An 18,175-nucleotide genomic window follows, 5' to 3' on the forward strand; every position below is an offset into this window, starting at 1 on the left:
ATATACTGTTTCTCCTTAACTGTAAGTATTAATCTTCTTGGGGAAACCTGATACTTCTTGCTTTATATACTGCCTGGATAAAACCTCCGAATACATCGTGGCTGAAAGTAAACCCTTGGTTTAGATAGAAACGAAGCGCGGTGTCATTCCCATTGGAAACATAAATAAAAATCAGATATATATCATCAAAGCTTTCAAGCCACTCCATTGCCATGGTGAATAATCTTTTGCCAAGACCAATCCCACGGTACTCTGGCCGAAAAAATAGATTGCTCACACTACCAATCTTTTGAGGCTTGAGCCAGTCAGGATAGAACCCTTGCACTGTTTCTCCTTCCGAAACAGGAGCCCATACGGGAATACTGTTGTTCTTAGCGTTCATTTCATCAACGGTAGAAAAAATATATCCAATAGGAATACTATTGTGTTTTGCTACAATCACCTGTCTTCGAAGAGCTTCATTATAGGATTTTTTCATCCTAGTATCAAAGTTCATATGATTAAATGCTTCAGGAATCAGCTTCGCCTTAGACTTTTGATAGGCCATTAGTTCACCGCACAAATCCCTACATTGCTCAATATCTCCATCATCAAGAATTTCCAAGGTAACATCGCTACCAATATACTGATTGTTCATTTCATGCTCCTTTCCGGTGCAGGGAGCAATGTCTCTGCAAATAATTCACTACAAACAAGTTGCGCCATTTCGCGAATTTTCTCATTTTCATTTTTACAAGCCGCCAAAATATAAGTCTTATAGCGATCATCATAATTGTTGCGCATATAGTTTAATGCATTTACTTTCCATTTCCATAAATCATCAGGCTTCAAATAGAAAAATTTTGGCTGCACGTTCTGCTTGTAAAAGTCCTCATTCATACTCATGATCTTCTCAGGGATAAGATGTGGAGATATTTCAGATACACCTGGGAAATCCTCAATCCCCTCCAATTTACCTTTATTCATAGGGCATACTTCCTGGCATATGTCACATCCATAAAGGCTATGGCCGAAGGTTTTGCTTAAAGGTTCGTTAGGCAGATCAAGTAACCCAATATTTGTCAGATACGAGACGCATTCAGTCGGTGACATGGCATACGGCGCAGAAAGTGAACCTGACGGGCAGGCTTTAATGCAGCGGTTACAGTTATCCGAACATTTCGGGAGGTCAACTTGCCCTATCAGTTCCAGCCTTTGGTCAATGATCCATCCCTGTAAAGTCACCCATGATCCGGATGATTTCGCATAGAAAAAATTGTTCCTGCGGATCATTCCGAGGCCTGCTTTCATCGCCGCCCATCGCAGGCCAATCAGCCCGAATTTGCGTTCATTGGCAAACCGGAGGCCCAGTGTCTGAATAAAGCTTTCCATTTCAAGGCCGGCCTGAAACTCCCGCGTGCTTTTATCAATACGGGTGTCAAACAAATAGTGTTTTCCGATGTTGCCCTGTATTTCCTCCGGAACAACGTATTTGCCGTACTGCTCGATGACTATGACCACAGATTGTGCCCAAGAGAATGATTCTCGCGGATCAATCAGCCGGTACTGTCTTTGGTAGAATTTTTCGGACTGGGGGACTTTCTGCACGCGCTCGTGCATTCTCAGCCCATATTCGCTCAGCTTTTCGAGTGGGACTATGCCGCAATCCTCGTAACCCAATTCAAACGCTTTCTCTCGGATCATCTGCTCAAGATTTGCCATCACAATGTCACCTACAAATTTTCATAGGCTACGATTTTTTCAAGGGTCTTTCGCCGTTTATCGTGATTTTCCGGAGTGATTGGCTCGTCGGCCGCATATCCAACCGCCAGAATATTGATCGGCTCCAAATTCTCGGGCATCTGAAACTCAGTTCTCAAAACAGCAGCGTCAAAAGCGCATATCCAACAGGTGCCTAATCCTAAGTCGGTCGCCTGCAGCATCATATGATCTGTCACGATGCTCGTGTCGATATCAATCATCGACTTGCCATCCTCCTTCACAGCGGCCTCTTTGTGATCGCCGCACGCGATAACCACAAGTGGCGCGCTGTAGATATTCGCCGCCTTTTTCACTTTTTCGAGCCCGGACGAGCTTTGGACAACGATCAGCTTAATCGGGCGGCTATTGTGTGCCGAAGGTGCCACCCTTCCTGCCTCAAGAATTTTCTGCAGTTTTTCTGCCTCAACCTTTTCGCTTGTATATTTCCTTACGGAACGACGATTTGTCACAAGATTTAAAAAATCCATCTCTCATTTCTCCTTTATTACCTGATAAAATTGGTTTGTATTTTTTCTTCCGCCTGGGGTGCGGGAACGGCCTGTTTGCCTGCATCAATCACTTTCAGTTGCCACGCCATTGCCCTCGCATTTTTCCGAACCGTCTGTATGCCTTCCTTATCCTGCAGTACCTCTCCTTCAGAGAGCCCAAAGACGGTCATCCAATATTGAGACGGCGGCATTATCGTCTCGGAGAGCTCCAGATAATTCTGCAGCTGCCTATAAACATCCACTCCTCCGGCCCGCCTGACCACAGAAACCGCCGTCGCAACCTTGTACCTGAAATAGGCCCTGCTTGAAAAAAATACTCTGTCCAGAAATGCTTTTGTAGTGCCAGCGATGCCGCCAAAATACGTTGGCGACGCGAGAATAATCCCGTCGGCTTCGCGCATTCTCGCCGCAGTTTCGTTGACGGCATCGTCCTTGAAAACACATTGATTGCCCTGAGATTTGTTAAAGTATCCGCAGCCACTGCAGCCGTGAAGCAACTTGTCTCCAACTTGGATGACTTCTGTTTATATTCCTTGTTTATCAAGCTCTTCACTCATTAGGTTTAGGATTATCGCAGTATTCCCTGCGCTATTCGGACTTCCGTTAATTGCAATGACTTTCATTATGTATACCACCTTTACTAATTTTTAACAGCACTTTCGAAAACAAGCAAAAATCCATAGTACTTGATCCCTCCGATCTATAGTGAGAACACTCAATGATAATGTGTATAGCTTGCGTTATAAGGTAGTTGCCATAGCAAATAAGTCTGTTCTCTCAAGTGATTGGCCTGTGGACTTATTTGTCTTATCAATAAAATATCATGCTGAAATAAGTTAACGTCTCGGGCCCATTATTATATTTAATACCGCAAACTTTGGCCGACTCCGTAACCAGAATTCCGTAGCTCTCTGTCGCAGGATGCATACGTTCAGGAAACCTGCAAGGCTTATCCGGATAGGTGCATGTATTGCATACCGTACACCCTTCCGTTGAAAGTACCAAAGCCACAGGATATTTTGATTGGAAGATTTTCGCGACTTTATCGGTAACCCTCTCGTGCATTATTCTGTCGTCCTTCCATTCTTTAACATCAAACATATCTTTCAGATGGTACATTGTTGTGAATATGAACACATTCTCATACTCATTGCATCGCGCTTTACACTGCTCGACAGTTCCGACGGCCGGTGGACAGGCCCATGTGGTGCCATACATTCTGCATGTATTTTTTTCACAGATATTCCTTACTACATTGGAAAAAACGATATTTTCCGGCTTTGCAAATACGTGCTCAGCCAAATTGAGCTTTTCTTTCTGCAATAATATTTCACTTTCTATTATTAAAACGCTCCCTCTCTTGTCCATCTTGTTTTATTACAATTGATATTGTTAAAGGTATGGTATCTCTTGCTATTAAGTAATCTCTATAACCACATTCCGGGGCAGAGCAAGTCCGCAGGCAACTTCAATGGCTTTTATAACTCCACAGGGAACAGGGCAAGCACCATGGGGACAATACTCCCGAAATGAACTATAAACCAGACCTTCGCCGATTTTCCCAAAGCATTCTTTATATGCATCAACTTGTTTAAGTTCACTTTTTAGAGTACTGAAGTTGGGACATTCTGAATCGATCAAAAGTTGAGCATGTCGGCCATCATCAGATAGTGCATCTACTGTTGTGCAAAAGCCACAGATACCAGCATGAATTTTGATTTGTGCCATATGAAATTCATCTCCGTTCTAATTAATGTGTATATACACACTTAATACATAATAAAACGCTGACTTTTATTTATCAGCAACAATAGTTTAGGCTTGTTTGTAAATTCAACGAAACTTGACTAAATCCATGTAGATTTCACGAATCCAAAGATTCCAGCTTTTGAAGAATAGTATCAAACATACGTATTTCCTCATCTGAGAGCAGTTTTTTATCGCCTGCTGCGCCTGTTCCCAGTGAGGGCGGGCCTCGTCCAACGATTTCAAACCTTTTGTTGTCAATGTAATCGTATATGCTTTTGAGTGCTTTCCGCTAATACTTTCAACGAACTCTTTATCTTCAAGCAACTTTATATTTCTAACGAGAGTTGTGTGGTCTAAGCGGCAAGCTTCTGACAAATCTACCATAGTGATTGATCCCACGCTTTTCATTTTTACCAATAGTGCGTATTGAGTTGCTTTAAGCCCACTCGGCTCTAAAATCTTGTCATAGAAGTGGGTTACTGCTCGTGATGCACGTCTCATTTTGTTGCATTGGCATTCGTTAGGTCCAAAATACATATCTACATCTACCATAATTTCACCTACAAAAATATGATCTTATTTTTAGTGTATATACACATATCGTATTATAACAATGCGCTTTAAGTATGTCAAGTGAGAATAGAAAAATAAATAAGCTATCAGAAACCGACTTATTTGACAATGCTTTTGTTTTTTTAGCGCCATATTATATCAGGATCGATGTTATCACAATCAGCAGTACCAGTAACATTCATAATCATCTGAAGTTCCTCGGTTATTCCTTCAATAACCTTCCTTACACCATCGGCACCATCGGAAGCCAGACCGGTCATAACCGCCCTTCCGACTGAAACAGCCTTTGCACCAAGCGCCAAGGCTTTAAATGCATCAGTTCCGGTACTGATGCTGCAATCAACAAAAATAGGTATTCTCCGGTCGATGATCTTTGCAATGCGCGGCAAAATCATAAGGGGAGGCACCGCATAATCCAAAACGGAGCCGCTATGATGGGAAACAACAATCGCTGCCGCACCCACTTCCAATGCTTTTTTAGCGTCTTGCTCACTGAGAACCCCTTTTAATACAAAGGGCAATTTAGTCGCCTTTACATAGCTTTTGATATCATCCTGTGTTTTTGGACTCACAGGATAAGATTGGGCATAACCTTTATTTTTTTTGCTTCCAAACACGAAGTCTATATCCATCCCAACAGCCAAAGCACCGTATTTTTCCGCCTGAAATATTTTTTCAAATATCAAGTCTTTGTCTGAATATGGCTTAATGATTTTGACGGTCTTTGCCCCTGTCTCAATTATTGCCTTTAGTTCCTGTTCATTGCCGATGCCAGACCACATCACTGCGCCAGCCGCCGCTCCTTTTGCAACCTCAACCATCCCGTTTGGACGAATATTATCCAGTCCCGACAAAGCGGCTACCATCACGGGAGTCGCGAAAGATTCTCCAAAAAGCCCCATCTTTGATGAAGATTCTATAGAATCTATTACTCGCATTTCGATCAGCAACGAGTCGATATAGTCACGTGTTATCCTGGAAGAATTACCCGGAGCCGCTGTATATCTACTGCTCATTCCTTTTTCTTGCAGCTTTTTTTCTCCGTCATTCATATAAATACCTCCGTTTGAATATTTCAGCCATATCGACTGATAGTGCAGAGAAAGCCGGTTTTCATCGCTTATTGCAGCACCTTTCGGAATTTACAGATTCCAGCTAATCGGCTTATTATACATTTCTGTTTGATGTGTCAAAAAACAAAGCTTATATTAGAGCACGCCTTTGCCGGCGAGAATGAGAAAATTCAATCTTTGCTGATATTTTGACACATTTCAATTATGACATTCTTAAAATAATCTAAAGAAATCGGTTCAATATCAATGGACACTTGAGTATAATCAAAAAACTCCAATATTTCTTCGTCAGAAATATTGGATACCCCGCTGTCAAGCACAAGAATCTCATACGATCCGAAATTTATCCTGGCATCAACCGGGTCCCATCCCTGTCCTTGCTGAAATATTTCATGCCAGTATTTTAACCAGCCGCTGGTCATATAAAAAACATTATACGCGCTATCTATCTCTTTTTTTCTTTCTGGATCGAATAACAACTCGATACAGTTATGCGCTTCTGGATAAGTGGCTCTGAAATCCCTGGCTATTTGAGATAATTCCTGATGACACATGCTTCCATAAAGCAGCAATGTTTTTTGATTTTTGAGAGATTCCAGACCGTTAACAATTCCTGTCTTCAATTTTTTATTGTCAACATGCAATGCAGGCGGCACAAAATTAATGACTATATTTTGATTAAGTAAATCCAGCTTGACTTCCGGCAGAATTTTTTCAATTTCTGGCTGAAAAATACCACAGGATAATATATGCACAACCATGTTCTACACAACTCCTTAGATATCCCTTCTTTTTGTTATGAGCCCAACAAAAAGAAGGGATATTTATGTTGTCATATATTGATAATTTTTTTATATTAGCGCATCTACTCCGGTAGGGATGAAAATAAGTTGCTTATCTTTTGCCTCCGCCGTGCCTGTGAGTCGATAACCTTTAGGCCCCCCATCCATGGTTGCCCCTACCACCCATGCATTTTTATTTGATGCTAGATTCTTTTGTGTGATCTCCATCTTATAAATACCGAAGACCACTGTGTCACTTACTACTTGGCCTTTACCTGCAATAATAGGATGAGGGGTTCCGTTTGCATCTACCGTAACAAGCGAGAGAAATGCCGATCCTTCAATAACTTTCTTTACATCTTCATTGATAACCATATTTTCGCCTCCATAAAAATTATATGATAGCTATTCACTCTGTTATTGCTATCTAGTATAATAATACTACTGCGCTATTTCATTTTCAAGAACGCAGAATATAATGAGTAGGTGCGGAAAATATGATCAAAGTAATCGATCAAAGTAATCGGCCTTGTAAAGATAATTGCCCATGTATGGACTATTGTCCATTGGGAAGTGCTCTAAGGGTGGTAGGTGGAAAATGGAAGATACCAATTTTATGTGCCCTTCATCAGGATGGTACGACAAGGTACAATGAACTGAAACGTAAGATTAGAGGTATAACAAATACTATGTTAGCGAGTTCATTAAAAGAGTTGGAGGAAAATGGCCTTATACATCGTGAACAACATATGGAGATGCCGGTGCGAGTAGAATATACATTAACCGACATTTGCCGTGACTTAATGCCGATTCTAAAGCAACTTGCACATTGGGGAGTTCAGGTTCATACGTCGGAATCGCCACAGGCACATACTACTGAATAAAATATCAGAATAATAAATCTCTGGAATTCATATAATGCTTCTCCGCCTATACAAACCTGATACTCCGAAAATTCCGATCTTAACCACAGAGGATGCACCTCTTTGTTTTGTGCCTTTCTTGGCCGATCGACACATCACTATTTTATTGCCTGGCGTCTCATTTTTCAAAGTTCAGATATTTCCCTTACAGAAATGCTCCTAAATTATTATTATTTCTCTGGTGTTAGATATTTCCTTAAAATGAGAAGTTCACTTTGACGGCTCACCATGAACCCTTCCATGGTTCATAGAAAGTACAGACCTTCCCCTTGGCGGGGAAGGTCATTTTTTAGTCGTTCAGCTTGAATCCAGCTGCTGAATATAGTACAAATTACTGCTCTTGCCACCGTTTTCCCGCCACCGCTGCTCCTTGCGCAGACGGCCACTTTGCTCAAGGTCGGCTATGGCGCGCTTGACAGTACTGCGAGACAGCTTCAGCTCTCTGGCGATGGTACCAATCGCAGGGTAGCATTTGCCGTCCTTGTCGGCACGGTCATGCAGGTACATATAGACAGCCCTCGCCCGATGCGGCAGTTCCGAGGTATAAACAGATGTAAAGTAACCCACAGCTTCATCTCCTTTCAGGTTCCTGCTTTTGCACAAACTGTTCAAAGGTTATACCCTGAACAGGCGTATGCACCGGGCCGCCCGACGCAGCTGCTTCTGTTTCAGCTTCCTCCGGCACCTCCACACAGGCGGAATGGCGCAGGATGATTTCTTCCTCCACCTTGTGCCTGTCGGCATACTCTACCTGTCTGGCCGATTGTTCGGCGATCTCATACGGCTTGCCGAAGGTAATACCCCATTCCTTGAACAGCTTCAGCCGGGTGCGAATCGGATAGGCGCCGGTCTTGGTGACGATAAACCGGCCTTTGGGCATGGACTTAAGCTCATCGGGTGTCATCAGCGGACGTTCGATCATCTGCAGACTCTGGGACGGATCGTTTTTACCCCGGCTGACCGAGCCGCTCATGACCGTCTTGCTTCCCATGGCTTTCGACAAAATCTGCGCCGACTCGCTGTTAGGAGCAAAGCCGCCGAACACCGTGTCCTGGCAGTTGTCGATGATGATGGCCGAACCCTCTCTGCCATAGTTTTTCTCCAACTGAGCGAAGGATTGTATGATCGCTACTATTGACACCCGCCTCGAACGACTGGCGCTGAACATCATCTCAGCAGACTCAATTTTGGGTATGGTCCCGATCTCGTCGAGGAACATCATCACCCGGTTGGGGAGCTTGCCGCCATGCTCGTCGGCCACCGACAGGATCTCGCGGTAGAGCTGCTGGACGATCAGGCTGATGATGAAATATTTTGTGTTATCTTCCTCCGGCATGACAAGGAAGATGGCGCTTTTTTTGGTGCAGAACCTCTCCGCGTCGATTGCCGTGTCAAAGCACAGGATCTGCTCCAGCTCGGAATCCAGAAAGGCATTGAGCCGGGAGAGCGCGGTTGAGAGGACGCTCTGCATGGCCTGCTCCGCCGAGTTGAGCGCCGCACCCGCAAACCACTTGGTCTTATGCTCGTCCGGCAGGTGGGCAAGGAGCAGTTGGAACAAAGTCCTGCCCTTGACGCCGCTGGGCACCAGCAGATCCTGTATGAGTTTGAACACCGATACGATGTGCCTCTGCTTCGGCTCACAGTATTCGGCGATAAGCAGTATTACGGAGGTCAGCAGACCTTCCGCCGCGTCGTAGAAGAAGGCATTTTGTCCGGCCATCGCCGTATCGAAGCCTCCGGAGGAGATGATGGTCTTGGCGGTGATCTTGGCATATTTCTCCGCTCTGGCCTTGTATGCCAGGTTCTGAGGGTTTTTCAGATAGGCGTCCATATACCTGTTGACCAGATGGAGCAGATTGTTGCCGTCCGAGCGGGTGGGGTTTCTCAGGTCGATGACCGCCACCTCATAGCCGTAGCAGTCCTTGGCGATCCCGGCGTAGTTGCGGTAGAGGTCGCCCTTGGTGTCGGTGCAGAGCCAGCTCATGCCGCAGGCACAGGCGTATTCCAGATTCGGATAGAGGAAGTTTGCGGTCTTGCCGACGCCGGCCGCGCCGATCATCAGGCAGTGGATATCGTCATCGTCTACCAGCGCATACCCGTGTGGAGCGGTATCGTCAAACAAAGGCGCTTTCCTCCAGCCGACGATAAGGCCCTGCTCTTTCGGGAGGCTTTCGCCCTTCCGCCATTTTTCAGGCTCATAGGGAACCTCGGTATATGTCTTTTTGATCTCCCGCTTGGTTGCCCAGCGCGCTGTGCCGTGCTGACCGTCGCCGACCGTTTTGGACTTGATGCCGTTCAGGGTATAGTAATGCGCTATGAGCGATAACAGCCCGATCACGCCGAACATGGTCAGTCCGGCTGCGGTCAGGATTACGATTTGGGATGTCTGCAATGCGACCCCTCCTTTACATGGTCATAGAAAAATTTACTGCCTGCTCCTGCGACGGGAGCATCGACGGAAGCTCTTGCTCAGCAAACATAATAGTTTTGACGCTGTCCAGCGCAAGGCGCTGATAGGAGGACAGGAGCTTTTCCTTATCCGCCAGTGTCCGGATGCCCGGGGCCTGAAGCTGGCGGCATATTTCCGTTACATCCTGGCGCAGCTGTTCCGCCTTAGCGCGAAGCCAGCCTCTATCCTCATGGGGACGGTAGCTTTCCTGCAGCTTTTGGATGAGCTGCTCCATTGTCGCAGGCTGTTCCATCTGGTTAAGCTGCCTTTGCATGGCAGCCAGCGAGCCGGCAGCCATACACTGCAGGCATTCCCGAACAGCGTCCGTGTTTAGATCTACTGTTTTGCCGGAAGCAAGAAACGGCTCCACCGCCTCGGCGCACTCTGCGAGGAAGGAGTCAATGTCCTTATGCGTTGAGAGGGCTTTGCACAAATCATGCAGTTCACCGACAACCTTCGGCAGAAGCTCCAGCTTCGGATGCACCTGTGCCGGGATGGGACTGACACCGTTATTGGCTTTCAGATCCTCATTCCAGTCCTTGTGCTGCGATTGCATTACGAAAACATCCGTATATCCCTTCTCCAACAGGATATCCTTCAGGCGTCCGCTGGCTTCGATGCCTGCTTCGTCATGGTCCAGGCACAGCACGACGCTTTTCAGATGAGGATTCAGCTCCAGCTGACGGAGCATGGCGTGTTCCGACACGCCGTCCAGCGTGACATAGCTGTGCCGCCGCCAGTCCTTCCGGTTCAGTGTGATGAAGGACAGCATATCCACCGGCGCCTCGAACACATGGAGGACACCGCTCTCTCCGATCCAGTGGAAGCTGTATTTCGGATCGCTGCCCTCCACGTTTCCTTTATAAGGTTCGCCCTGGGTGTAAGTGCCGCGCTTGTGAGCGTGGCGGGGGACGCTGTTTTCACCCAGCCCGATAAACACCGCGTTGTGATATTCCTTGTCCTCATAGATCAGCTTTTCATGGGCGAAGCGGGACAGCACCTCACGGTCAATGAACCGCCGCTTTATCAGATAGGCAAATACCCGGCGCATATCGTGATTGGCTTCCGGAAGAGTGAATTTCTTACGGGGAGCAGGCGCGCTCTTGACCGTCTGGTTCCACTCCACGCCGCAGTCCTCTCCAAGCAGATAATTTACCGCTTCGGGAAAGCTCATATCATAGAACTGCTGGACGAAGTCAATGGCGTGACCGCCTTCTTTGCGGGAGTGACGGAACCATTGATTACCGCGCACGGTCACGCTGTCATGACGCTTCCAGCGCCACTCCCGGCCGGAACGCACAAGCTGCTCTCCCTGACGCTGAAGGAAATCTACCAGGTCGACTGAGTTGGCCTGCTGCTTCTGTTCGTCTGTAAAATGAATGTATGCCAAAGTGCATTCCTCCTTTGTCAGCGCTTGCGCTTACCGCATCGGCGAAAAAAAGCCACCCGCCGATAAGCGGATGGCCTGCGTGACGCCAGGCTGATTTTTTCGGGAAACGGTTCTTTTTTCTGAATATCTTGATTGAGGCTTTTGCATGAAAACCCTCCCTTGTTAATAGGTTGTATGCCTTAGCTCATGATCGTCCGGAGCGTGACCCTGGGCAATCTTCTTCTCGCGTATCCTGCGCCGGAGCTTGCTGTCGGTCTGCATGCCGGGACCGCCGGAGAACCTTTTCTGCTCATCGCGGAATATCCTGCTTAAGTGATGCAGGAGCCTTGTCGCCGCCAGGAAGAGAGGAGGATCACGGAAGACGTCCGGACGGTCGAGGAAAAACTGCGCATAAATGTTGCCCTGTGCTGCAGACAGCGTGAGCCAGCGCATGGCGGCTTCATGGTCGCGGGGAACATCCCTGCCCATGAGATACAGCTTGCCGAGCGCGTACTGGCTATACTGATTGCCCAGCTCTGCAGACATGGTCAGCCATCTGACGGCGGCTTCCACATCCTTGGGCATATCCTCTCCCAGCAGATAGAGCTTGCCGAGCTGATACTGAGCGAATGAATTGTTCTGTTCCGCTGCTTTCGTGAACAGCTCCACCGCTTTAGCGATGTCTTTCTCCACATAGAGACCGTCACTGTAGAGCTTGCCCAGGGCAAACTGAGCCAGGCCGTTGCCGTTATCCGCAGCCTTGGTTAACCACAGGACAGCCTTTTCCGGATTTCTGTGTCCGCCGTCCTCGTCGAGATAAACCTTGCCCAGCATATACTGCGCATGGACGTTGCCGAGGCGGGCAGCCTTTTCAAAGTACGCGATTGCCGCTTCCACATCCTTATCCGTTCCGGTTCCGGTAAAGAGCATCTGCCCAAGGCGGTATTGGAGCTTATCGTCATGGCTTTGTTCCTCCAAACGCTTAAAGCCGTAAAAGGCTTCCTCAAAATTCAGCTCCGCTTCCTTGGCGTCCTTCTCTGTGCCGATACCGTCCCGGTACATTTTCGCCAGCTCGTAATTGGCGTAGGGAACATGCTGGGCGGCGGATTTACCGTAGAGCCGGAACGCTTTTTCGTAGTCCTGTTCCACGCCTTGCCCCCGGTAGTACAGACCGGCGAGAGAATATTGGGCATACTTGTGATTGCGGGAAGCCGCCATTTCAAACCATCCGGCCACTTCCTCATAGTCCCGCTCCGTGCCAAGTCCCGCCGCGTGCATTTTGCCGATGCGGTATTCCACATAGCGGCTATTCCTGTTCGCTTCGATGTCCATGAACGCGGAGAGCGCTTTTTCGTACCAGCCAAATGCGATATCGACGTCCATATCGACGCCAAGCCCGTCGGCGTACATCCTGCCGAGGTCGTGCATGGCGAGAGCGTTCCCGGCTTCAGCTTCCTCCAGAAACAAACAGAGAGCCTTCTCAAAGTCAGGCTCCAGTTCATCGCTGCCATAGAGAAAAACACGGGCTTCCTTGTAGCGGGCACTCCATTTGATATGCGGTCTGCCGGATTCACCTTCATTGAAATCCGGACGGGAGGAACCCTCGGGAGCAGAGCACGGTATATTTCCATTGTCCTCTGGCGCTTCATCTATGCCCGTTTGGTATTCATCCTCCGGCGACAGGGCTTCGGATTCTACCGCCGCTTCATGTATATCCTCCGCCGACTCATCGCCCTCCAAGGTGAAATGCTGACCGCCGATATTCACGGCTTCCGCAATCACCATATTTTTTATGTGTTTGAATTCCTTTTGCCGTGAGAGCGGAACGGGATCGGGGAGCTTATTCATATATGTCCGCAAAACTTCATTGCGAAGCTCTTGCCATTTCGCGTAGGCTTCCGCCACCCGAGTGTCCTTCGCCAGTTCATCCACAATCTGATCCACGACGGCTTTTAGAGGCGCCTTGAGATAGCCGCACTGCTTTTTGCCGGAGGTATGCTTCAGACGCTCCGCCAGATGAAAGAGCAGGGACTCAATAGTTTCGTTATCATAAACACTACCGCTCATTCTGCTGATGATTTCTCTTAGGACTTCGCGGCTGTGCTCGGCAAGCGTATTTCTCTGTTCGGTCTGTCCTGAATATATTTGAATGAGATCCTGCTGAAGGATTTCCCTTGCCAGGCTACTCCGCATCTTTTCGATGGCTGGTTTGGTGACATACCCCTCGCGGGGATTCACCGAATAAACCAGCATGTGACAGTGGGGATGATGCCCTTCGTTGTGAAAGGCGGCGTACCAGCGCAGGTTTTCCGGAGCGATCTTCATCTGCTCGGCGAAGATATTCCGCTGCTTGCGGATGAGCGCCATCCACGCGGCGGCATTGTCATACCCCAGCCGTGCAGCGTCCTCCCGCCGCAGAGATATGATGGGCGTCCATACATTGCCAGTGTGTTCACCGACCTCCCTCATCACCCTTGACAGCACCAGCAGATCATCCGTATCGGAGAACAGCCCATGTGTTCCCAGCTTTTCAGCACGGGGACGGGTAGCGATGTAGCTGACATAGGTTTCCTGATGTGACAACTGATCCATATTCTGATCCAACGCCGCGGTGATAAACTCCGAGGCGTTTTCTACGGTTGGCTGCTTGATATAGTCCTCATATTCAAACAAATCTGCTGTATCCGGAAACTGTGAGAGGATGTCTGCGATGAGCTGCTCCTGTTTTTCTGTGGCAGGGCGTTCGCGGAGGGCGGGAGAGATTATCTCCGCGCCATCCCGCGTCGCGACGTATTCCACAAGGTTTTCAAGATGTACCGCGGCGTTTTTAATGTATCTGCATTTAAAGACAATTCTCGGCATGGCTATTTCCTGTCTATAGATTTTGCGACATCTTCAAAGGTCACCGCGCCAATGGACTTCTTCACGTCCTCGACGCATTTGCCGCGCAGCGTGTGAAGGGAGGCGGGGTTGTAGTCCGCGTTGAACGCTATGACATTCATTATCATGGACATCTCCACCGCCAGCTTGAAGATGAGGCGCGCCATACGGTTTTCGAGGCTGTCCATCATGCCAGTCATGGCCGAGGTGATAGCCGCCGGCAGGAAGCGCATGCCCTCCTCCGCCGAGATATATCCGGTGTAAAACTTGATGGCCTTTTCAATGAATTCGCTCTGGCTCTGGCAGTTGTCTTTTTTGTACCAGTCCTTCACCAGCTTTCGGGTTTCCGGATAGATCCACAGGGCAAATTTATTCTTTAGCTTGTTTTCTTCTGTCATGCTGCTGCCTCCAATCGTAATAAAAGGAGCCGCAACCCCTGTCGCAGCCCCTATGTAAATCCTTTATTTACGGCGTTTTTCGAACTCACCTTCGTTTTACAACCCCGCAAGCGACTCCAAGGGGTAAAATCTGACCCCGGAGAAAAACGTCCTTCGACCCGCGTTGCGGGGCGATGTGAGCCGGAGCGGGGAAGCTCTGCGACCCCGCTCCTTTAACCCGCACCGTTTTCGACCCCATGGTTCCCCTCTGCAAATGGAAGGTGATTTCCATGCTCAAGCCTGTCTTTTTGCTCTCCCCCTCACAAAGCCCCAAAACGCGGCTTGAAACTGCCCATTGGTATTGGGGTGCCACCCTTGCCCGGAAAATCGCACACAGGGCGACATACCCTCCGACAAAGGGCCGTCCTTCCTCGTCCATAAGTATACGTCAAGCCGATATGGAAAGGTCAATATTTCTTTTGCATAGTCCCTTTCTCTGTGATGCTTTAGGTTCAAATTTTCAGGGCATCTCTTGTAACATAACGCAATAAATGGTAAATTAACGTATTAACAAAGTTGTTTTAAAGGTGGGGTGAACGATGATATGCACCTTAATGAACAAACGCACTCCTTTGGTGGAACTGGATATAGACGATGATACTGCCTCTATCCTGAAGGTCTTTGAGGTAATTCATCCGGAGCACCTTCCGGTTGGCATCACCATTACCAAGGGGCTTCCGGATAGAATAAGTCTGAACGATTGGTGGCTGGGACGTTCCATTCCTTCCAACCGTTCCGGTATCCGTGAGGCTCTTGACATCATGAATATATCTTACACGGAGCAGCTACTTACAAAATGTTATGGCCTGAGTCTTACCGATCAGTATTGGATCAGTTCAAAAGCTCATCCCCTTGATTGGGATCGCCTTAACTTTTTTCAGAACCAATTTTCAGATGATGTGGGCAATGCACTCTTTGGAAAGGCTTCCCCTCATGAGGAGCTTGACTTGATGTCTCCCTGCAATACTTGCGATGGGTGGCTCCGAAAAAAGTGGAAAATCATTGACGGAAAACGTTGCCTGATCAAGTCCGGAAGCAATCCATTCCAACAGGAACCGCTCAATGAGTTGCTGGCAACTTCTTTGCATCAGCGCTTAAGCCATGCCGCTTATGTACCATACAGCCTCATTTGGGAAAATGAAATCCCCTACAGCGTATGTGAAAATTTCATTACGCCTGAGACAGAACTGGTCAGTGCTTACAGCATTTTTAAGAGTGAAAAGAAGCACAATCATCACTCCTTGTACGAGCATTTTCTGCTTTGCTGTGAACACCTTGGCATCCCCGGCATGAAGGAATTTCTGAATTATCTGCTGGCTTTTGACTTTCTCATGGCCAACACAGACCGCCATTTTGGAAACTTTGGTGCTGTCCGGAATGTGGATACCCTTACATGGCTGGGAGCAGCGCCTGTCTTTGACAGCGGCACAAGCCTCTGGCATGATCAGGTCTCAAGGGTAATTCATCCGAATGGTGATGTGCCAAGCCATCCGTTTAAACCGATGCATGCCGAGCAGATCGTTTTGGCCGGCAGCCTTGACTGGATTGATTTTTCCGCGCTCCGGGATATCGACGAGGAGTTTCGAATCCTTCTTTCCGCTTCGCCGTATATTGATGAGCCGCGTACAGATAAGTTGTGCAATGGTTTGAAAGGGCGTGTGCGGCAACTCGAACAACTTGCTTTGGAGCAGAAACATCAAGTAACCGTCAGCCATCCGAAGGAGACAACAGAGGTTCATCCGGAATCACAGGACTTTGAAAAAAACTATAATGCATATTATGTGACTGCCCTAAAAGGATAGGACAGTCACTTTTTTCTGCGCTTATTGCTCGTCCTCTGCAGCATTTTTTTGTGCTGCAGCCAAGCTGGATGGTCTTGCTGGCTTCGGTTGATCGTCTGCCTCGCGGCTTTCGATGTACTCACGGACGGGAGCCGGAACATATTTTTCATAGAACTTCTGCATCACTTCGTCCAGTTCCGTTTCGATGGACGCTTCCTTTTTGGCCATGTATTGCTTTAAGGCTCCGAGCTTTTCGCTATCGAAGCTGATTTGCAAGGTCGCTTTCTTCAATGTACTTTCCTCCTATAAACTTATTTTTTGCACCTGTGGTGCTTCATCATTTGCTTCCTCCTGGGGAGAAAGCTCTAGCTGCGCATCATACATTTTTTCAATTTGCTTTGCAAAATGGTTTATATTCACATAGCTCTGACTGTTGTTCTTTTTGCGGAGCGATCCGGAGTAGGCATCAACAATAGCCGTGATCGGCAATGTTAATCGAGCAGCTTCTCCATGATTGTCATAGAGAAAGCCAAGACTGCCTGTGTCGAAATTTGCTTCGATATGGGCATCTTGGCTTTCTCCGTCCTCAATCTTTTTAACGGCTTCTGCAAATTCTCTGTCCTCCAGAGCATGAAACAGATTATAGCTTTTGCCTTTGAGTGCTACAAAGTTATAGTCTTTATCCAACGCTTGAAGCACAGATGTCCTGCTTCCTTTCGGAAGGTTTCTCTTTACTTGCTCCGAGGTATGGAGAAGTTTTGCTGCCGAGAGCAAGCTACCGGCATTTTGGGCAATGTAATTGCGGCTTTGCCCATTCTCCGTAATGGTATATATTCCATGCTGCAACATGTCGCCACCCTCCTATAAACGCATATTCATGCCTTGATCTTCTTCCTCGCATTCATCAGATTCCTCGGTAAAATTCTCCGGCCATACATCAAAAAGTGATAGTTGCTCATTGTCCCTCGGTTTTAAGGATTTGACACGCTCTGCACATTCGAGGAAGGATTCAATATAGCCCTCCGGATTTTCATGCCGCCGCATGGATATTAAATCATCCGCAGCGATTGCTTGCTCCAGCCCTTTCACATAATTGATCACATTTCGAATGCTAGTCGTTTTGATATCCTTTGGATCAAGCCGTTCTACATGAGATAATAAGAATTGATAGTTCTCATCTTTTTTATAGAGCTGTATCACTTTTTTTGCATTCGACCAGATTTCCTCGCTCCTTGCCATGTAATCCTGGGAGACTTCAGGCGGTGCCTCTCGATAGAAGATAGCCGGGTAGTTTTGCGGCTCATAGGATTCCTCAATCTTTTGTTTGTAGTGGCTGATGTGATTGCGCACAAGGTTTAAATTGCAGCCGTCCGACCAGAAGGGATCATGACCTCCAAATTTATAGAGCGCCTCCCATCGATCGAACGCCTGCTGTAGTTCTGCTTCAAGATTCTGCGGATGCTTTTCCTTCTTCATTGGACTGCCTACAAGCTCATACTCATGCCCTGATTTTCTTCCTCGACTTCTTCCGACCCGGCAGTCTGTTCCTGTTGCGATTCGGCCTGTGCGGCAGCAGCCAGCTCCTTTTCACGCTGGCGCTTGCTTTGTCTTAGCTGCTTTTCCGAGTATTTTTCCTCGTCCACTTTGACTTCCTGCTCGGGAGCATTCCCCTCTGCTTTGATCTCCTGCTTGACAACATCCTCTTCTACTTCGACCTCCTGTTTGGGAGCCTCGCTCCCGGACTGGCTTTCCACATACTCTCGTACTTGTACGGGAACCATCTTTTCATAGAGCCTGTCGAGGTGGACCTGCAGTTCATTCTCTACGTTCAGTTCTTTCTTGGCCATATAAAACCGCAGTGCATTGAGCTTGTCGGCATCAAAGGATACCTGTAAATTTGTTTTTTCCAT

Annotated in this window: 21 protein-coding genes; 2 read left to right on the forward strand and 19 right to left on the reverse strand. The window is 47.6% G+C overall.

The features are described from left to right. Positions 1-28 precede the first annotated feature (28 nt). The 10 genes from DHBDCA_RS05985 to DHBDCA_RS06030 all read right to left on the reverse strand — a co-directional run bounded on the left by DHBDCA_RS05985 (position 29) and on the right by DHBDCA_RS06030 (position 6,801). Positions 29-637, reverse strand: coding sequence for a GNAT family N-acetyltransferase (locus DHBDCA_RS05985; RefSeq protein ID WP_015043295.1), 609 nt, complete (start codon positions 635-637; stop codon positions 29-31). Beyond that, positions 634-1,701: an epoxyqueuosine reductase gene (locus DHBDCA_RS05990; protein ID WP_015043296.1), complete on the reverse strand. Its 1,068-nt coding sequence runs from the start codon at positions 1,699-1,701 to the stop codon at positions 634-636. The genes DHBDCA_RS05985 and DHBDCA_RS05990 overlap by 4 nt, the downstream gene beginning before the upstream one ends. Positions 1,702-1,712: 11 nt before the next feature. Beyond that, positions 1,713-2,228, reverse strand: a complete 516-nt coding sequence (locus tag DHBDCA_RS05995) for a nitroreductase family protein (protein WP_015043297.1) — start codon at positions 2,226-2,228, stop codon at positions 1,713-1,715. A 17-nt stretch (positions 2,229-2,245) separates the two neighbouring features. Continuing rightward, entirely contained in the window at positions 2,246-2,764 is a 519-nt protein-coding gene (locus DHBDCA_RS06000; RefSeq protein WP_081580515.1) for a flavodoxin family protein, read from the reverse strand. Between the two features lie 295 nt (positions 2,765-3,059). Further along, on the reverse strand, positions 3,060-3,572 hold the full coding sequence (locus tag DHBDCA_RS06005; RefSeq protein ID WP_021315341.1) for a DUF2284 domain-containing protein: 513 nt from the start codon (positions 3,570-3,572) through the stop codon (positions 3,060-3,062). 93 nt (positions 3,573-3,665) lie between these two features. Further along, a complete protein-coding gene (locus DHBDCA_RS06010; protein WP_021315339.1) occupies positions 3,666-3,977 on the reverse strand; it encodes a DUF6951 family protein in 312 nt (103 codons plus the stop codon). Positions 3,978-4,082: 105 nt separating this feature from the next. Continuing rightward, positions 4,083-4,550, reverse strand: coding sequence for a MarR family winged helix-turn-helix transcriptional regulator (locus DHBDCA_RS06015; protein WP_051014025.1), 468 nt, complete (start codon positions 4,548-4,550; stop codon positions 4,083-4,085). 143 nt (positions 4,551-4,693) lie between these two features. Beyond that, positions 4,694-5,623, reverse strand: a complete 930-nt coding sequence (locus DHBDCA_RS06020) for an alpha-hydroxy acid oxidase (RefSeq protein ID WP_015043300.1) — start codon at positions 5,621-5,623, stop codon at positions 4,694-4,696. Between the two features lie 191 nt (positions 5,624-5,814). Beyond that, positions 5,815-6,405: a DUF1638 domain-containing protein gene (locus tag DHBDCA_RS06025; RefSeq protein WP_015043301.1), complete on the reverse strand. Its 591-nt coding sequence runs from the start codon at positions 6,403-6,405 to the stop codon at positions 5,815-5,817. Between the two features lie 90 nt (positions 6,406-6,495). Beyond that, positions 6,496-6,801, reverse strand: a complete 306-nt coding sequence (locus DHBDCA_RS06030) for a pyridoxamine 5'-phosphate oxidase family protein (RefSeq protein ID WP_015043302.1) — start codon at positions 6,799-6,801, stop codon at positions 6,496-6,498. Between the two features lie 122 nt (positions 6,802-6,923). Here DHBDCA_RS06030 and DHBDCA_RS06035 point away from each other — a divergent pair, with 122 nt between their 5' ends. Beyond that, positions 6,924-7,310 (forward strand): winged helix-turn-helix transcriptional regulator, encoded by a 387-nt coding sequence (locus DHBDCA_RS06035; RefSeq protein WP_051014027.1) that lies wholly within the window; start codon positions 6,924-6,926, stop codon positions 7,308-7,310. A gap of 336 nt (positions 7,311-7,646) precedes the next feature. On the opposite strand, the gene DHBDCA_RS06040 is transcribed toward DHBDCA_RS06035, so the two are convergent. The 5 genes from DHBDCA_RS06040 to DHBDCA_RS06060 form a co-directional block, all read right to left on the reverse strand. Continuing rightward, entirely contained in the window at positions 7,647-7,916 is a 270-nt protein-coding gene (locus tag DHBDCA_RS06040; protein WP_015043303.1) for a helix-turn-helix domain-containing protein, read from the reverse strand. A gap of 4 nt (positions 7,917-7,920) precedes the next feature. Next, the gene (locus tag DHBDCA_RS06045) at positions 7,921-9,741 is read right to left on the reverse strand and encodes a type IV secretory system conjugative DNA transfer family protein (RefSeq protein WP_015043304.1); all 1,821 of its coding nucleotides are present in this window, start codon (positions 9,739-9,741) and stop codon (positions 7,921-7,923) included. Positions 9,742-9,754: 13 nt separating this feature from the next. After that, a complete protein-coding gene (locus DHBDCA_RS06050; RefSeq protein ID WP_015043305.1) occupies positions 9,755-11,188 on the reverse strand; it encodes a DUF3991 domain-containing protein in 1,434 nt (477 codons plus the stop codon). Positions 11,189-11,350: 162 nt separating this feature from the next. Continuing rightward, the gene (gene mobP3, locus DHBDCA_RS06055) at positions 11,351-14,029 is read right to left on the reverse strand and encodes a MobP3 family relaxase (RefSeq protein WP_015043306.1); all 2,679 of its coding nucleotides are present in this window, start codon (positions 14,027-14,029) and stop codon (positions 11,351-11,353) included. 2 nt (positions 14,030-14,031) lie between these two features. Further along, on the reverse strand, positions 14,032-14,445 hold the full coding sequence (locus DHBDCA_RS06060; protein WP_015043307.1) for a hypothetical protein: 414 nt from the start codon (positions 14,443-14,445) through the stop codon (positions 14,032-14,034). A gap of 578 nt (positions 14,446-15,023) precedes the next feature. Between DHBDCA_RS06060 and DHBDCA_RS06070 the strand changes: the two genes are divergently transcribed. Next, positions 15,024-16,286: a hypothetical protein gene (locus tag DHBDCA_RS06070; protein WP_015043308.1), complete on the forward strand. Its 1,263-nt coding sequence runs from the start codon at positions 15,024-15,026 to the stop codon at positions 16,284-16,286. A 21-nt stretch (positions 16,287-16,307) separates the two neighbouring features. On the opposite strand, the gene DHBDCA_RS06075 is transcribed toward DHBDCA_RS06070, so the two are convergent. Genes DHBDCA_RS06075 through DHBDCA_RS06090 form a run of 4 tightly spaced genes read right to left on the reverse strand, consistent with a single transcriptional unit; the run spans position 16,308 to position 18,175 of the window. Continuing rightward, the gene (locus DHBDCA_RS06075; protein WP_015043309.1) at positions 16,308-16,556 is read right to left on the reverse strand and encodes a DUF6103 family protein; all 249 of its coding nucleotides are present in this window, start codon (positions 16,554-16,556) and stop codon (positions 16,308-16,310) included. Between the two features lie 12 nt (positions 16,557-16,568). Next, positions 16,569-17,114: a hypothetical protein gene (locus tag DHBDCA_RS06080; RefSeq protein ID WP_015043310.1), complete on the reverse strand. Its 546-nt coding sequence runs from the start codon at positions 17,112-17,114 to the stop codon at positions 16,569-16,571. 12 nt (positions 17,115-17,126) lie between these two features. Then, positions 17,127-17,741: a hypothetical protein gene (locus tag DHBDCA_RS06085; protein WP_015043311.1), complete on the reverse strand. Its 615-nt coding sequence runs from the start codon at positions 17,739-17,741 to the stop codon at positions 17,127-17,129. Between the two features lie 8 nt (positions 17,742-17,749). Further along, positions 17,750-18,175 (reverse strand): DUF6103 family protein, encoded by a 426-nt coding sequence (locus tag DHBDCA_RS06090; RefSeq protein WP_015043312.1) that lies wholly within the window; start codon positions 18,173-18,175, stop codon positions 17,750-17,752.

Source organism: Dehalobacter sp. DCA, assembly GCF_000305775.1.
GTDB classification, from domain to species: domain Bacteria; phylum Bacillota; class Desulfitobacteriia; order Desulfitobacteriales; family Syntrophobotulaceae; genus Dehalobacter; species Dehalobacter alkaniphilus.

Excerpts from the sequence above, each read along its gene's own strand:
- DHBDCA_RS05985 (WP_015043295.1), bottom strand. The coding sequence starts at position 637 with ATGAACAATCAGTATATTGGTAGCGATGTTACCTTGGAAATTCTTGAT.
- DHBDCA_RS05990 (WP_015043296.1), bottom strand. The coding sequence starts at position 1,701 with ATGGCAAATCTTGAGCAGATGATCCGAGAGAAAGCGTTTGAATTGGGT.
- DHBDCA_RS05995 (WP_015043297.1), bottom strand. The coding sequence starts at position 2,228 with ATGGATTTTTTAAATCTTGTGACAAATCGTCGTTCCGTAAGGAAATAT.
- DHBDCA_RS06010 (WP_021315339.1), bottom strand. The coding sequence starts at position 3,977 with ATGGCACAAATCAAAATTCATGCTGGTATCTGTGGCTTTTGCACAACA.
- DHBDCA_RS06015 (WP_051014025.1), bottom strand. The coding sequence starts at position 4,550 with ATGGTAGATGTAGATATGTATTTTGGACCTAACGAATGCCAATGCAAC.
- DHBDCA_RS06020 (WP_015043300.1), bottom strand. The coding sequence starts at position 5,623 with ATGAATGACGGAGAAAAAAAGCTGCAAGAAAAAGGAATGAGCAGTAGA.
- DHBDCA_RS06025 (WP_015043301.1), bottom strand. The coding sequence starts at position 6,405 with ATGGTTGTGCATATATTATCCTGTGGTATTTTTCAGCCAGAAATTGAA.
- DHBDCA_RS06030 (WP_015043302.1), bottom strand. The coding sequence starts at position 6,801 with ATGGTTATCAATGAAGATGTAAAGAAAGTTATTGAAGGATCGGCATTT.
- DHBDCA_RS06035 (WP_051014027.1), top strand. The coding sequence starts at position 6,924 with ATGATCAAAGTAATCGATCAAAGTAATCGGCCTTGTAAAGATAATTGC.
- mobP3 (WP_015043306.1), bottom strand. The coding sequence starts at position 14,029 with ATGCCGAGAATTGTCTTTAAATGCAGATACATTAAAAACGCCGCGGTA.
- DHBDCA_RS06060 (WP_015043307.1), bottom strand. The coding sequence starts at position 14,445 with ATGACAGAAGAAAACAAGCTAAAGAATAAATTTGCCCTGTGGATCTAT.
- DHBDCA_RS06070 (WP_015043308.1), top strand. The coding sequence starts at position 15,024 with ATGATATGCACCTTAATGAACAAACGCACTCCTTTGGTGGAACTGGAT.
- DHBDCA_RS06080 (WP_015043310.1), bottom strand. The coding sequence starts at position 17,114 with ATGTTGCAGCATGGAATATATACCATTACGGAGAATGGGCAAAGCCGC.
- DHBDCA_RS06085 (WP_015043311.1), bottom strand. The coding sequence starts at position 17,741 with ATGAAGAAGGAAAAGCATCCGCAGAATCTTGAAGCAGAACTACAGCAG.
- DHBDCA_RS06090 (WP_015043312.1), bottom strand. The coding sequence starts at position 18,175 with ATGGAAAAAACAAATTTACAGGTATCCTTTGATGCCGACAAGCTCAAT.